Origin of the sequence: Massilia sp. ZL223 (assembly GCF_018119395.1) — a bacterium.
Classification (GTDB): Bacteria; Pseudomonadota; Gammaproteobacteria; order Burkholderiales; family Burkholderiaceae_D; genus Telluria.
Genome location: NZ_JAGPWD010000011.1, coordinates 61777 through 75555 on the forward strand (window position 1 = coordinate 61777; position 13779 = coordinate 75555).

Below are 13779 nucleotides of genomic sequence, written 5' to 3' on the forward strand. Positions count from 1 at the left end.
AGGACGGTTACAAGGATGCCTGCCCTTTCACTCGAATCACCTTTGGGAGCAGGCCAATGGCGCAGCTGACTCTCGTGGTTGCGGTCGACGCCCAGAACGGCATCGGCGTCGACAACCAGCTCCCCTGGCACCTGCCCGAAGACCTGGCCCACTTCAAGCGCGTCACCCTGGGCAAGCCCATCATCATGGGCCGCAAGACCTTCGACTCGATCGGCCGTCCGCTGCCCAAGCGGCGCAACATCGTCGTCACCCGCAACCTTGAATGGCACCACGAAGGCGTCGAGACCGCGCCCTCCCTCGAGGCGGCCGTGGCCCTGCTGGCGGGCGAGCCGGCCAGCATCATCGGCGGCGCCCAGATCTTCCGCGAGTCGATGGACATCGCGGACGCGATGATCGTCACCCACATCGACCGCGTCTACCGCTGCGACACCTTCTTCCCGGCCATCGACCCGGAGGTCTGGGTCGAGACCGAGCGCGAGACGCATCACTCCGACGCCGACGGCGTCGACTACGCCTTCGTCACCTACGTCCGCAAGGAGCGCTGAATGGCCGACCAACACATCCTCCCGCCGGGCTCGCGCGGCGGCGACCGTTTCGCCGGCAAGATCGCGGTCCTGATCGCCGTACTGGCGACCATCGGCACCCTGTTCGCCTTCCTCGGCAGCAGCTCGCACAACGACGCCGCCATGTACAAGAGCAACGCGGCGATCGACAAGACCAGCGCGGCCAACGCCTGGAGCCATTACCAGGCCAAGTCGAACAAGCAGAACCTGGCCGAGCTGGCTTCCAACCTGCCGGGCGTGAACCAGCTGCGCTACCGCGACGAGATGGAACGTTACCAGAGCGAGAAGGAAACCATCCGCAAGGAAGCCGAGCGCTGGGAAGCCTCGTCGAGCGAATGGAACCGCCGTGCCGAGGAAGAGCTGCACCGCCAGCGCCAGTGGGCCGCGGCCTCGGTGGCCCAGCAGATCGCGATCACCCTGGCCGCCATCACCTTGCTGGCGCGCCGCACCTGGCTGCTGACCCTCACATGCGCCGTCGCCGCCTTCGGGATCACCCTCGCGGTCTTCGCCGCCCTGCACACCACGCCGACCGCCCTGTCGCCGGTTCCCCTGATGAGCGCGCTCGCTGCGGCGGCCCTGACGGAGGGCTTGCGGCGCGCGGGGCGGCGGCTGGACGGCTAAAGTGCGCCAGTGATCGGGGACTCTGGATAATCTAGCAAAAATAATTGCACCGGAGTCCGCGATTTCTGCGAAAATCCGCTTCTTCTTTTTTTCGGTGCCGTGCGCGGCGGCCGGGCCTGTCCGGGATGACCCGGTGAGGGACCGCCGCCCCCACGGCGCTTCGCATTGGAGCTGTCGATGAAATTTCGTTTCCCCATCGTCATCATTGACGAGGACTTCCGCTCGGAGAACACCTCCGGTCTCGGCATTCGCGCCCTGGCGGCCGCGATGGAACAGGAAGGCATGGAGGTCGTGGGCGTAACCAGCTACGGCGACCTGTCGTCCTTCGCCCAGCAGCAGTCGCGCGCATCCGCTTTCGTGCTGTCGATCGACGACGAGGAATTCGGCGGCGGCTCGCTGGAAGAGACGGATTTCGCCCTGGCCGGCCTGCGCGCCTTCGTCCAGGAGATCCGCCACAAGAACGCGGACATCCCGATCTACATCTACGGCGAGACCCGCACCAGCCGCCATATCCCGAACGACATCCTGAAGGAGCTGCACGGCTTCATCCACATGTTCGAGGACACCCCGGAATTCGTGGCGCGCCACATCATCCGCGAAGCCAAGTCCTACCTCGACAGCCTGGCGCCGCCCTTCTTCCGCGCGCTGGTGAACTATGCCTACGACGGCTCCTACTCGTGGCACTGCCCGGGCCACTCGGGCGGCGTGGCCTTCCTGAAGTCGCCGATCGGCCAGATGTTCCACCAGTTCTTCGGCGAGAACATGCTGCGCGCCGACGTATGCAACGCGGTCGAGGAACTCGGCCAGCTGCTCGACCACACCGGCCCGGTGGCCAAGTCCGAACGCAACGCAGCGCGCATCTACAACGCCGACCACTGCTACTTCGTGACCAACGGCACCTCGACCTCGAACAAGATGGTCTGGCACTCGACCGTGGCTCCGGGCGACATCGTGGTCGTGGACCGCAACTGCCACAAGTCGATCCTGCACTCGATCATCATGTGCGGCGCGGTGCCGGTGTTCCTGATGCCGACCCGTAACAACCTGGGCATCATCGGCCCGATCCCGCTGGAAGAGTTCACGCCCGAGTCGATCGCCCGCAAGATCGAGGCGAATCCGTTCGCGCGCGAAGCCGTCAACAAGAAGCCGCGCATCCTGACCATCACCCAGTCGACCTACGACGGCGTGGTCTACAACGTCGAGACCCTGCGCGAAATGCTGGACGGGAAGATCGACACCCTGCACTTCGACGAAGCCTGGCTGCCGCACGCCGCCTTCCACGACTTCTACAAGAACATGCACGCGATCGGCAAGGACCGCCCGCGCGCCAAGGAGTCGATGATCTTCTCGACCCAGTCGACCCACAAGCTGCTGGCCGGCCTGTCGCAGGCCTCGCAGGTGCTGGTGCGCGAGTCGGAATCGGTCAAGCTGGACCAGGACGCCTTCAACGAGGCCTACCTGATGCACACCTCGACCTCTCCGCAGTACTCGATCATCGCGTCCTGCGACGTGGCCGCGGCCATGATGGAAGCGCCGGGCGGCACCGCCCTGGTGGAGGAATCGATCCTGGAAGCGCTGGACTTCCGCCGCGCCATGAAGAAGGTGGACGAGGACTTCGGCCAGGACTGGTGGTTCAAGGTCTGGGGCCCGGACGTGCTGTCGGAAGAAGGCATCGGCGAGCAGAAGGACTGGATGATCCACGCCGACGACGACTGGCACGGCTTCGGCAAGCTGGCCGAAGGCTTCAACATGCTGGACCCGATCAAGTCCACCATCGTGACCCCAGGCCTGGGCCTGGACGGCAAGTTTGGCGAGACCGGCATCCCTGCCTCGATCGTGACCAAGTACCTGGCCGAGCATGGCGTGATCATCGAGAAGTGCGGCCTGTACTCGTTCTTCATCATGTTCACCATCGGCATCACCAAGGGCCGCTGGAACACCCTGGTGACGGCGCTGCAGCAGTTCAAGGACGACTACGACAAGAACCAGCCGATGTGGCGCGTGATGCCGCAGTTCGCGAGCGCCAACCCGCGCTACGAAAACCGCGGCCTGCGCGACCTGTGCACCGAGATCCACCAGTTCTACGCGCAGTACGACGTAGCGCGCCTGACCACCGAGATGTACCTGTCGGACATGGTGCCGGCCATGAAGCCGTCGGACGCCTTCGCCAAGATGGCGCACCGCCAGATCGAGCGCGTGGCGATCGACCAGCTGGAGGGCCGGATCACGGCGATCCTGCTAACGCCGTATCCGCCGGGCATTCCGCTCCTGATTCCGGGCGAGCGCTTCAACAAGACCATCGTCGACTATCTGCGCTTCGCGCGTGATTTCAACGAGCGCTTCCCGGGCTTCGAGACGGACGTGCACGGGCTCGTCAAGCGCGTGGTGGACGGCAAGCTGGACTACTTCGTGGATTGCGTCAGACAGGATGCCTGAGCGCATGCTGTAGAGGAGCCCGGCAAAAGCCGGGCTTTTTGCTTGTCGGGCCGCGGTGCGAACTTGGGCTCCCTTGGCGGGGACCCAAGTTCGATGCGCGGCCGCAAAATATGTGCAGCCCATGTCACACGCCGCCTCCCTGAATCGTCCTTGCTGCATCCCCAGCATCCACCAAGGACGACATGCCCGCCACTCCTCTCCAATCCTGTACTAGCGTCCCCGCCACGCCAGGAGTAAGCTCCCAGCGCATGGACCCCATCAACCTTGATCACGCGAGCTTCTTCGCCTCCCGCCGCCGACGGCTGCAGCGCATCGCCTACCGCATGCTCGGTTCCGTTGCCGAAGCCGAGGACGTGGTGCAGGACGCCTACCTGCGCTGGCACAACGCCGACCGCGAAGCCGTGATCGAACCCGAGGCCTACCTGGTCCGCACCGTCACCCGCCTCTGCCTCGACGTGCTGAAATCCGCCCGCGTCCAGCGCGAGCAGTACATCGGCGCCTGGCTGCCCGAACCTTTCATCGACCCCGGCGACGAGACCGACGACATCACCCTGCCCCTGATGCTGGCCATGGAACGCCTGTCGCCACTGGAGCGCGCCGCTTTCCTGCTGCACGATGTGTTCGAGATGGAGTTCAACGAGGTGGCCGACGCCATCGGCCGCGACCCGGCGGCCGCGCGCCAGCTGGCCAGCCGCGCGCGCACCCATGTCGCTGCGGCGCGTCCGCGCTTCCCGGTGCCCGATGAGCAGCGCCGGAAGATCGCCAGCGCCTTCTTCGCCGCGTCGCGCAGCGGGAACCTGGGCCAGCTCAAGCAGTTGCTGGCGGACGATGTGGTGTTCTATGCGGATGGCGGCGGCAAGCGCAACTCGTCGATCAACCCGATCTATGGCCTGGACAAGGTGAGCCGCTTCCTGGCCGCGCTGGCCGGCAAGGGATGGAGCGCAGCCGAAGTGCTGCGCGACGCCTCGATCGACGGCCTGCCGGGCCAGATCACGCTCGAAAACGATGCGCTGCCCCAGACCATCGCGGTGGACATCGACGACGGCAAGATCAAGGCCATCTATGTGACGCGCAATCCGGACAAGCTTGCACGCCTGGGCCCGCTCAGCGGCGCCTGAGCGCGACCACCGAGGCCCCGGCGCGCAGCTCGCCCAGGGCCTGGCCGATCACCGTGCGCGCCGCCGACAAACCGAGCAGCCCCATGACGGTCGCCACCAGCAGGTCGGGCACGCCGCTGCCGGCCTTCCAGACGCCGACGGCCGCCAGCAGCACCGCCAGGTTGCCGATGGCGTCATTGCGGGTGCAGAGCCAGACCGAGCGCATGTTGGCGTCGCCGTTGCGGTAGGCGAACAGCAAGGCGCCGACCAGGCAGTTGGCGGCCAGCGCGGCCACGCCGATGGCGCCCATGGTCTGGGCTTGCGGTACGGTGCCGGAACGGAGGTGCCAGAAGGTCGTCGCCAGGACGAACAGGCCATACAGGCCCATGGTCGCCCCCTTGAGCAGAGCGGTGCGCGAGCGCCACACGGGCGCCAGCGCGAGGACGAACAGGGAAATGCCGTAATTGGCCGCATCGCCCAGGAAGTCGACTGCGTCGGCCAGCAGCGAGACCGAGCCCGCCCGCCAGCCGCCCGCCAGCTCGACAACGAACATCAGGGCGTTCACCCAGAGGGCAATCCAGAGGATGCGGCGGTAGCGCGGATCGACTGGCGGCTTGCCCGTTGAGCAGCCGCCGCTGCAGCAGGCGGACATGTGGACCCCAAAATATGATTCAAATTCGGCAAATACCTGTCGAAAAATGAATCAGGTTTTCGGCAGGGTCACGCCGTGCTGGCCCTGGTACTTGCCGCCGCGGTCCTTGTACGAGGTTTCGCAGACTTCGTCGCTCTCGAAGAACAGCACTTGGGCGCAGCCTTCGCCGGCGTAGATCTTGGCGGGCAGCGGCGTGGTGTTCGAGAACTCCAGGGTCACGTAGCCTTCCCACTCGGGTTCGAACGGGGTGACGTTGACGATGATACCGCAGCGCGCGTAGGTCGACTTGCCCAGGCAGACGGTCAGCACGTTGCGCGGGATGCGGAAGTACTCGATGGTGCGGGCCAGCGCGAAGGAATTCGGCGGGATGATGCAGACATCGCTCTTGACGTCGACAAAGGAGTTGGAATCGAAGTTCTTCGGGTCCACGATGGTGCTGTTGATGTTCGTGAACACCTTGAACTCGTCCGCGCAGCGGATATCGTAGCCGTACGAAGACGTGCCCCACGAAATGATCTTGCGGCCGTCCGACTCGCGCACCTGGCCTGGCGAGAAGGGTTCGATCATGCCGTGTTCTTCCGCCATGCGGCGGATCCATTTGTCGCTCTTGATAGTCATCGTGGTGTTTCCAAAGCAGGAAGAAAATCCTGCAATTTTACGCGAAATAATCCGCCCGGTGCCCTGTTGGCTTGGACAGGATTGTCGAATTGATCATTTGTGCGTAGCATGGGAGTCCCCGACCACGGAGCTTGAGATGCGTCACGCAACGAACGCCCTGCTGTCTGCAGCCCTGCTGGCGCTGGCCGGCTGCGCCGCCCCACCCGTCCCCGAAGAGGTGCCGCCCGCGATGGCGGGACCGGAGATCGCCGGATCCGGCGAACACCAGCGAACCGGCTCGCGCATCCGCAATGCGAAGTCCAACGACCGCCTGGTGCGGGCGGTCGGACAGCAAGGCTACCGCGACGCCATGGATTCCCAGCCCAGGCCGCTCAACGCCGAATAAGGCGCTTCAATCAGCCGCCTGGACAGGCCGCTTAGCCGGCTTGCGCGACCCTTCTGGCCACGGGATCGCGTGCGACCTGGCCCAGCAGGCGCCCGATCATCTCGTGCGTCAGGCGGGCCGTCGCTTCCGGCTTTTCCATCGGGTACAGATGCGTTCCCTGGATCTTGACCAGGTTCTCGCCCACCAGCTTGCGCGTGGGCGCCAGGCTGGCCTGGCGCAGCTCCTCGGAATCGGTGCCCGCGATGAAGCCCACCGGCACCGGGAACGGTTCGCGGAGGATCCCGCCCAGGTGATGCGGCAAGCCGTTGTAGATCGCCGTCTCGACCTCGCGCCGGAAGCGCAGGGTCACCCCTTCGGGATGCGGCTCCAGGCCATGGTCCAGGTAATCGTCCAGCGCGCCGGGCGCCCAGGCCTGGAACATCGGCTTCGAGGCGAAGTGCTCGTAAGCGGATTGCCGGTCCGGCCACAGGTGGCGGCGCTTTTCCGAGAACTGGGCAGGCGAAAAGCGCGAGCCCATGCCCAAGCCCTTGACCGCGCGCCACAGCATGGCGCGCCAGCCCGCCACCACAGGCGAATCCAGCATCACCACGCAACGCGCCAGGTCGGGGCGGCGCTTGGCAGCCATCGCGCACAGCATGCCTCCCAGCGAATGGCCGACCAGGATGGCCGGACGGCCGTAGGTTTCCAGGTGGACGATCAGTTCGTCCACCAGGTTGTGCCAGCCGTCGTCCACCGGATAGCGCGGATCGTGCCCATGCATGTCGAGCGTCCGTACGTCGTAGTGCTGGCGCAGGGCCTCCAGCAGGCGGTTGTACGATCCCGCCGGGTAGCTGTTGCCGTGGGCGAAGTGAAGAAGCGGTTTGGACATGGACGCGGGACGATGGTGGAATATGGCGAACCATTCTAATGGCTCGCCGCCTGCACGACCGTCCCGCGGCGCTTGTTTAGAGGGAAACGCCTACTGCCAGGGTCGCCACATACCCTTGCGCCGCGTTGCCGGTGACGCTGGCCATCCGCAGCGCCGTGCCGGCGGCGAACACCATGTCGTTCGCGTAGCTCAGCTGCGCCAGGTTGCGCACGCTGGCGCTGTAGCCGGAGGACGCGTAAGCCTCGTTCAGGACCGCCATCGGGAAAGTGAACTGCGAGGTCTTGATCTTGTTCGCCGCGCTGCCGGCCTTGGCCAGGCTCGGATAGACCTCGCCATGCCCATGCGGCTTGCGTCCGTCATAACACCCGGGGAAGATGGTGGTGAAGCTGACGCCACCCTGGCTGTCGGCCTCCTGCACGCCGCGCAGGTAGTTCTCGCCGGCGATGCCGCTGGAGTACATCGAATAGCCGCCCTCGCGGGTGCAATGCCACAGGTAGACCGCCACGCCGGCCGCCGGCGTGCAGCCGGCGGCCACGTTCACCATCTTCAGGCGGATGGTCAGCGGGATTCCCTCGGCCACGCCGGTCGCGCCGCCGACGCTGGCGCGGATGTCGCTGCGGACGATGCCCGCCAGGGCCAATGCGTTGTCGACGCCGTTGACGTTGCGCTTGCTGCCGTCGTCCGGGTACGGGCCGGCGGTCTCCTCGGGAATCACCGTGCAGGCCACGGTTCCCGTGTCCGTAGCCGCGCCGCTGGTCGTGGTGGAAGTCGTGATGCCGTAGTCGCCGCCGGCACCTCTGCCGCCGTAGCCGGCCAGCGGCAGCGATGCCGCGCCGGCCAGCAGCCAGCGTAGCGACCGGCGCCGGCTGGCCGGCTGGGCGAGCATGTTCTCGAGATCGACGGCGAGGCCCCGGTCGTGGTCGTGCATGACGGGCTCCTTATCGGCGCTCGCGGCGCGGTTGCGGGCGGCGCTCCATTTGCGCACGCTGCTCCGGCGTCAGCGCCGCCATGATCCGGACGTCGACGCGCAGGCGCAGCAGCGGCTCACGCGGTCCTGCTGCGCCTCGCTGAGATCCAGTCACGCCAGGCGCGGATGGCCGCCGGGGCCGTGGCCCTCCATGCGGCCGGGATGGTCCATGCCCTCGAGCGGCATGGATTGCGCCAGGACGGCCGGCGCCGACAGGATGCAGGCGGCGATGGCGGCCGCGAGGCGGAGGGAGTGCTTGTTCATGGTGGTTTCCTCTGGTGGTACGGAGCCGCCATTCTGTTGCGCAGCCATGTAAAACGCCGCCAAGCGGCGTAAAAGAAGGTAAATCTTCCCCGCGCGACAAGTGGGCGGCTGGCGTGGTTTGTTATCCTTGCACCATGAACCACGTACTCCTCATCGACGACGACGTCGAGCTGGTCGGCATGTTCGCGGAATACCTCGAACAGGAGGGCTTCCAGGTCTCCTGCGTCCATAACGGCGAGGACGGCGTGCGCGAAGCGCTGGCGGGCCAGCATGCCATCGTCATCCTCGACGTCATGATGCCCGGCATGAGCGGCATCGACGCCCTGCGCCAGATCCGCGCCGCCAGCCGCATCCCGATCCTGATGCTGACCGCGCGCGGCGACGACGCCGACCGCATCCTGGGCCTGGAACTGGGCGCCGACGACTACGTCGCCAAGCCCTGCACTCCGCGCGAACTTACCGCGCGGGTGCGCGCCATCCTGCGCCGCACCCAGGCGCAAGCCGGCGGTGCACCCGGCGCGGCGCTCACGGTCGGCAAGCTGACCATGCTGCCCGAGCAGCGCCGCGCCACCTGGGACGGCGCCCCGCTCGACCTGACCAGCACCGAATTCAACCTGCTCGAAGTCCTGGCCCGCAACGCCGGCCGCCCCGTCAGCAAGAACGAGCTGTCGGAACAGGGCCTGGGCCGTCCGCTGGCGCGCTTCGACCGCAACATCGACGTCCACCTGAGCAGCCTGCGCCACAAGCTCGGTCCCCTGTCGGACGGCCGCTCCTGCCTGCAGACGATCTACCGCCAGGGCTACCAGCTGATCCGGGAATAGCATGGGCCGATTGTTCTGGAAGTTCTTTTTCTCGATCCTGCTCGCGCAAGTGGCGGCCACCATCGGCATCGGCGGCGCCTTCTGGCTGCGCGACCAGGCGCGCCAGCACCAGGCGCCCGTGCTCGACACCGGCCCGCCGGCCACCATCGTCCTCGACGCCGCCACCGCCACGCTCAGGCACGGCGGCATTGGCGCCCTGCGCGGCATGCTGGGCGAGCTGAAACGCCCGCAGGTTTTCGTCCTGGACGCCCAGCGCCGGGACCTGCTGGGGCGCGCCGTGCCGGCAGAGCTGATCCAGGAGGCCGAACGCAGCCTGCGCGAAGGCATTCCGGTGCGCGGCGTGCGCCAGCTGCTCGCCCCGGACGGCAGCCGCTACCTGGCCCTGGTCTCGCGCCGCTTCGGCCCGCCGCCCGGCGGCCTGCGCGGCCCGGGCATGGATCCGGGCTGGGGCCGGCGCGTCGGCCAGGCGGCCGGCATCATCGCCGCGGTGCTGGCCAGCCTGCTGTTCGCCGCCCTCCTCGCCTGGTACTTCGCCCGCCCGATCCGGGCGCTGCGCAGCGCCTTCGACGCGGCCGCGGCCGGCGACCTGGCGCCGCGCTTCGTGGACAAGCCCACCGGCGGCGACGAACTGAGCGACCTGGGACGCGACTTCGACCGCATGAGCGGCCAGCTGCGCATGCTGATGGATGGCCAGCGCCGCCTGCTGCACGACGTCTCGCACGAACTGCGCTCGCCGCTGGCGCGCCTGCAGGCGGCGGTCGGCCTTGCGCACCAGCGGCCCGAGCGCATCGCCTCCTCGCTGGAACGCATCGAGCGCGAGAGCGTCCGCATGGACAAGCTGGTCGGCGAGCTGCTGACCCTGTCGCGCCTGGAGGCGTCGAACGGAGTCGCCAGGCGCGAATCGGTCGACCTGGCCGAACTGGTCGACGCCATCGTCGAGGATGCCCGCTTCGAAGCGGGCGAGGCCAACCCCGACGACACGCCGCGCATCGCGGTCGAGGCGGAAGGCAGCGTCAGCGTCGACGGCGACCCGGACCTGTTGTGGAGCGCGCTGGAGAACGTGGTCCGCAATGCCGTCAAGCATGGCGCGGCCGGCGGGCTGGTGAAGGTGGTAGTGGGCGCGACGGACGGCATGGCGCGTGTCGAGGTCCTGGACCGCGGTCCCGGCATCGCGCCGGCCGAGCTGGCGCACATCTTCGAGCCCTTCTACCGCGCCAACCCTTCCGGCACGAGCGTGGATGGCCACGGCCTGGGCCTCGCCATCGCCCAGCGCGTGGTGCGGGCGCACGGCGGCGACATCGCGGCGGCCAATCGCGAGGGCGGCGGCTTGCAGCTCAGGATTTCGCTGCCGCGCGTCTGAACGCGCAGGCGAACGCGCCAGCCGTGCATCGCGCGGATGGCGTTTTCGCTATGATTTTTGGAATGAGTCCCGTACTGCTGATCGACGACGACGTCGAGCTCGTTGGCCTGTTCGCCGATTACCTCCGGCGCGAAGGGTTTCCTGTCGGCTACCCACGATGGCGAAGCCGGCGCCCGCGCCGCCCTGTCCGGCGATTACGCGATCGCCGTGCTCGATGTCCTCATGCCGGGCATGAACGGCATCGCCACCTTGCTCCGGATTCGCAGCCACAGCAGCATCCCCGTGCTCATGCTCACCGGCTGCGCCGACGATGCCGACCGCATCCTGGGCCTGGAGCTGGGGGCCGACGATTACGTGAGCAAGCCCTGTACGCCCCGCGAACTGACGGCGCGCGTGCGCGCCATCCTGCGCCGCAGCCAGGGGCCGGACGACAGTCCCGGCATCGCGCTCACGCTCGGCAAGCTGGCCGTGTATCCGGAGCAGCGCGGCGCGTACTGGGACGGCCAGCCGCTCGCCCTGACCAGCAGCGAATTCAACCTCCTCGACGTATTGGTCCGCAATCCGGGGCGGCCGGTCAGCAAGCATGAACTCTCGGAACTTGGGCTCGGGCGGCCGCTAGCGCGGAATGACCGCAATGTCGACGTGCACTTGAGCAGCCTGCGCCACAAGCTGGGGCGGATGAATGACGGGCGTTCCTGCCTGCAGACCATGTACCGGCTTGGTTACCAGCTGCTCGCGGAATAGCTGTCTATCGCCCGTGCCAATAGCGCGCGTGTTCGCGCCGGTGCTCGGTCACGGACAGCGCCTGGCCGAAGTGGAGCGTCACCGTGCCGGTTTCGTCGGTACGCAGGCGGCGGATGCCCAGGTCGGCGTAGCGCGCGTAGACCTCGGCTTTTGGATGGCGATAACGATTGCGATAGCCGACCTGGAACACCCCAAGCGTGGGCTTGACCGTCTGCAAGAAGGCCATGGTGGACGAGGTGCCGCTTCCGTGGTGCGGGGCGAGCAGCACGTCGGCGCGCAGGGCCTGCGGCGAGCGGCGTACGAGATCGGCTTCCTGCACGGCTTCAATGTCGGCCGCGAGCAGGATCGCCTTGCCGCCGGCGCTGATGCGCAGTACGCAGCTGCGCGCGTTGGGCTTGAGCGTATGGTCGGCGTAGCTGGCCGTTTCCGGGCCGATCATTTCGAACAGGACGCCATCCCAGCGCCATTGCTGGCCGGCGCCGCAGCGTGTGTGCCGCCGCGCCGCTTCCACCGCCGGATGCGACTGCGGCAGCGAGGAAAGCAGATCGGTCACCGGCAAGGTCGCCAGCATGTCGGCCGCCCCGCCGGAATGGTCGATGTCGCTGTGCGAGACCACCATCGTATCCAGGCTTCCGATGCCTCGGCCACGCAGAAAGGGAAGGATGACGCGGGTTGCGCCGTTGGCGCCCGGCGCGTACTGGGGGCCGGTGTCGTAGAGCAGGCGGTGGCGATGGGTTTCGACCAGCAGCGCCATGCCCTGGCCGACGTCGAAGGCGGTGACGTTGAATTCCCCCGCCGGCGGACTCGATGGCAGCTGGGTCAGCAGCGGCGTCCACGCCGCCAGCCCCGCCCAGCGGTGCGGCCATCCGCGCGGCGCCAGCAACCAAGCGGCGCCGACCAGGGCCAGGACCAGGATCCACGGCGCCGGCGCAGGGGCGCTCCACACGGCGAGACGCGGCGCGGCCAGCCATCCCAGGCATCCCGCCAGCAGCTCCACGGCGCCATGCGCCGCGCCCAGGGCCCATCCAGCCAGGGGGCTGGGCAGCACGCTGCCCAGGAGGGCGAGCGGTGTCACGAACAGGCTGATGACGGGGATCGCGACCGCATTCGCGAGTGGACTTACCAGCGATACCTGCCCGAACAGCAGCAAGGTGAGCGGCACCAGGCCCACGGTCACGGCCCACTGCGTGCGTGCCGCCAGCAGCAGCCCGCCGCGCCATCCGGGCTGTTTCCGCTCCAGGCGGCCGACGCTGGCGTAGAGGATGGCGGCCACGGCGCCATACGAGAGCCAGAAGCCGGGCCACAGCATTGCCCACGGATCGAGCAGCACCACGACGCCCAGCGCCAGGCAAAGGACATGGGAGGCCGCCGTGACGCGCCCCACCCAGAGCGCGACGGCGACGACAGCGAGCATGTAGAAGGTGCGCTGGGCTGGGACGCCGAAGCCGGCCAGCAGCACGTAGAGCAAGGCCGTCGTTGCACCGGCAAGGGCCGCGGCCTTCTGGGCCGGCAAATACAGCGGCAGCTGCGCCGAGGTGAAGAAGGAGCGCCGCCACAGGAAGGACGTCAGCCATGCGGCCAGGCCTGCGAGCATCGTGATGTGCAGGCCGGAGATAGAGACCAGGTGGCTGATGCCGGTGCGGTTGAAAACATCCCAGTCGGATTGCGCGATGCCGCGCTGGTCGCCGATCACCAGGGCGACGATCACGCCGGCGTAGGGTTTGCCGGCCAGCGTTGCGGCGATCCGGTCGCGCAGCAGCGCGCGGGTTCGCTCCACCATGTTGCGCGGACCCGGGACCCAGGCGTCGAGACGACGGTTGCCGCGGCCTGCAGGACGTACATAGCCGGTCGCGCGGATGCCCTGCTCCAGCAGCCAGGCCTCGTAGTCGAAGCCATGGGGATTGGCATTGCCGTGCGGGCGCTGGAGACGCACGGCCAGGCGCCAGCGCTCGCCCGGCCGGACCAGTTGCGGATCGCTCGCCGCCTGGCCGTACCAGGAAAGCGCGACCCGCCCAGGCACGCGCACGCCTGGTGTTTCCACGTGTTCGATAAGGAACTGGAAGCGCGCGCCGCCTTCGAAGCGGTGCGGGAGGCTGTCGACCATGCCGACGATAGCGACGTCGCGGCCTTCGTCGGAACGCGCCAGGCTGCTATCCAGTGTGTGCAACGCAATCGCGCAGGCCCATGTGTAACCTAGCAGGAAACCAATCAGACTACTCCGGGCTTGACCGCGAAGAAGTAGAGCCAAAACTGCTACCAACAAGCAACTTACGAGGACTGTCAGCTCAGGCAGCGTCGGTCTGGTTTGCAGAAACCAGGCGCCGCCCAGGAATGCGAGGATAGCGACGCGCATCTGGTCGCATCAGATCAGCGATCCCGATCC

Annotated in this window: 13 protein-coding genes and 1 pseudogene; 8 read left to right on the forward strand and 6 right to left on the reverse strand. The window is 67.5% G+C overall.

The window, feature by feature from the left end:
- Positions 1-56: 56 nt before the first annotated feature.
- The 4 genes from KBW95_RS09665 (at position 57) to KBW95_RS09680 (ending at position 4738) form a co-directional block, all read left to right on the forward strand.
- Positions 57-545, forward strand: a complete 489-nt coding sequence (locus KBW95_RS09665; RefSeq protein ID WP_211522681.1) for a dihydrofolate reductase — start codon at positions 57-59, stop codon at positions 543-545.
- Positions 546-1184, forward strand: coding sequence for a DUF4337 domain-containing protein (locus tag KBW95_RS09670; protein ID WP_211522680.1), 639 nt, complete (start codon positions 546-548; stop codon positions 1182-1184). It begins immediately after the preceding gene.
- Between the two features lie 177 nt (positions 1185-1361).
- Complete coding sequence (locus tag KBW95_RS09675; protein WP_211522679.1) at positions 1362-3620, forward strand: arginine/lysine/ornithine decarboxylase; 2259 nt, start codon at positions 1362-1364, stop codon at positions 3618-3620.
- 248 nt (positions 3621-3868) lie between these two features.
- Positions 3869-4738: a sigma-70 family RNA polymerase sigma factor gene (locus tag KBW95_RS09680; RefSeq protein WP_211522678.1), complete on the forward strand. Its 870-nt coding sequence runs from the start codon at positions 3869-3871 to the stop codon at positions 4736-4738.
- Here the strand turns inward: KBW95_RS09680 and KBW95_RS09685 are convergent.
- On the reverse strand, positions 4725-5369 hold the full coding sequence (locus KBW95_RS09685; protein ID WP_211522677.1) for a cation transporter: 645 nt from the start codon (positions 5367-5369) through the stop codon (positions 4725-4727). The two genes, KBW95_RS09680 and KBW95_RS09685, sit on opposite strands and share 14 nt — an antisense overlap.
- Positions 5370-5420: 51 nt before the next feature.
- Entirely contained in the window at positions 5421-5987 is a 567-nt protein-coding gene (gene dcd, locus KBW95_RS09690; RefSeq protein ID WP_211522676.1) for a dCTP deaminase, read from the reverse strand.
- 136 nt (positions 5988-6123) lie between these two features.
- Here dcd and KBW95_RS09695 point away from each other — a divergent pair, with 136 nt between their 5' ends.
- Positions 6124-6372: a hypothetical protein gene (locus KBW95_RS09695; RefSeq protein WP_211522675.1), complete on the forward strand. Its 249-nt coding sequence runs from the start codon at positions 6124-6126 to the stop codon at positions 6370-6372.
- Between the two features lie 31 nt (positions 6373-6403).
- On the opposite strand, the gene KBW95_RS09700 is transcribed toward KBW95_RS09695, so the two are convergent.
- The 3 genes from KBW95_RS09700 to KBW95_RS09710 all read right to left on the reverse strand — a co-directional run bounded on the left by KBW95_RS09700 (position 6404) and on the right by KBW95_RS09710 (position 8471).
- On the reverse strand, positions 6404-7240 hold the full coding sequence (locus KBW95_RS09700) for an alpha/beta fold hydrolase (RefSeq protein WP_211528121.1): 837 nt from the start codon (positions 7238-7240) through the stop codon (positions 6404-6406).
- Positions 7241-7316: 76 nt separating this feature from the next.
- On the reverse strand, positions 7317-8168 hold the full coding sequence (locus tag KBW95_RS09705) for an intradiol ring-cleavage dioxygenase (protein WP_211522673.1): 852 nt from the start codon (positions 8166-8168) through the stop codon (positions 7317-7319).
- Positions 8169-8318: 150 nt separating this feature from the next.
- Positions 8319-8471, reverse strand: a complete 153-nt coding sequence (locus KBW95_RS09710) for a hypothetical protein (protein WP_211522672.1) — start codon at positions 8469-8471, stop codon at positions 8319-8321.
- A 134-nt stretch (positions 8472-8605) separates the two neighbouring features.
- Between KBW95_RS09710 and KBW95_RS09715 the strand changes: the two genes are divergently transcribed.
- The 3 genes and pseudogenes from KBW95_RS09715 (at position 8606) to KBW95_RS09725 (ending at position 11396) form a co-directional block, all read left to right on the forward strand.
- Positions 8606-9292, forward strand: coding sequence for a response regulator transcription factor (locus KBW95_RS09715; RefSeq protein ID WP_211528122.1), 687 nt, complete (start codon positions 8606-8608; stop codon positions 9290-9292).
- A gap of 1 nt (position 9293) precedes the next feature.
- Positions 9294-10652, forward strand: a complete 1359-nt coding sequence (locus KBW95_RS09720; protein WP_211522670.1) for a cell wall metabolism sensor histidine kinase WalK — start codon at positions 9294-9296, stop codon at positions 10650-10652.
- Positions 10653-10714: 62 nt separating this feature from the next.
- Positions 10715-11396: pseudogene (locus KBW95_RS09725) on the forward strand (response regulator transcription factor).
- A 4-nt stretch (positions 11397-11400) separates the two neighbouring features.
- Here KBW95_RS09725 and KBW95_RS09730 read toward each other — a convergent pair.
- Positions 11401-13749 (reverse strand): DNA internalization-related competence protein ComEC/Rec2, encoded by a 2349-nt coding sequence (locus KBW95_RS09730; protein WP_211522669.1) that lies wholly within the window; start codon positions 13747-13749, stop codon positions 11401-11403.
- Positions 13750-13779: the final 30 nt, after the last annotated feature.

Excerpts from the sequence above, each read along its gene's own strand:
- KBW95_RS09665 (WP_211522681.1), top strand. The coding sequence starts at position 57 with ATGGCGCAGCTGACTCTCGTGGTTGCGGTCGACGCCCAGAACGGCATC.
- KBW95_RS09670 (WP_211522680.1), top strand. The coding sequence starts at position 546 with ATGGCCGACCAACACATCCTCCCGCCGGGCTCGCGCGGCGGCGACCGT.
- KBW95_RS09675 (WP_211522679.1), top strand. The coding sequence starts at position 1,362 with ATGAAATTTCGTTTCCCCATCGTCATCATTGACGAGGACTTCCGCTCG.
- KBW95_RS09680 (WP_211522678.1), top strand. The coding sequence starts at position 3,869 with ATGGACCCCATCAACCTTGATCACGCGAGCTTCTTCGCCTCCCGCCGC.
- KBW95_RS09685 (WP_211522677.1), bottom strand. The coding sequence starts at position 5,369 with ATGTCCGCCTGCTGCAGCGGCGGCTGCTCAACGGGCAAGCCGCCAGTC.
- dcd (WP_211522676.1), bottom strand. The coding sequence starts at position 5,987 with ATGACTATCAAGAGCGACAAATGGATCCGCCGCATGGCGGAAGAACAC.
- KBW95_RS09695 (WP_211522675.1), top strand. The coding sequence starts at position 6,124 with ATGCGTCACGCAACGAACGCCCTGCTGTCTGCAGCCCTGCTGGCGCTG.
- KBW95_RS09700 (WP_211528121.1), bottom strand. The coding sequence starts at position 7,240 with ATGTCCAAACCGCTTCTTCACTTCGCCCACGGCAACAGCTACCCGGCG.
- KBW95_RS09705 (WP_211522673.1), bottom strand. The coding sequence starts at position 8,168 with ATGCACGACCACGACCGGGGCCTCGCCGTCGATCTCGAGAACATGCTC.
- KBW95_RS09710 (WP_211522672.1), bottom strand. The coding sequence starts at position 8,471 with ATGAACAAGCACTCCCTCCGCCTCGCGGCCGCCATCGCCGCCTGCATC.
- KBW95_RS09715 (WP_211528122.1), top strand. The coding sequence starts at position 8,606 with ATGAACCACGTACTCCTCATCGACGACGACGTCGAGCTGGTCGGCATG.
- KBW95_RS09720 (WP_211522670.1), top strand. The coding sequence starts at position 9,294 with ATGGGCCGATTGTTCTGGAAGTTCTTTTTCTCGATCCTGCTCGCGCAA.
- KBW95_RS09730 (WP_211522669.1), bottom strand. The coding sequence starts at position 13,749 with ATGCGCGTCGCTATCCTCGCATTCCTGGGCGGCGCCTGGTTTCTGCAA.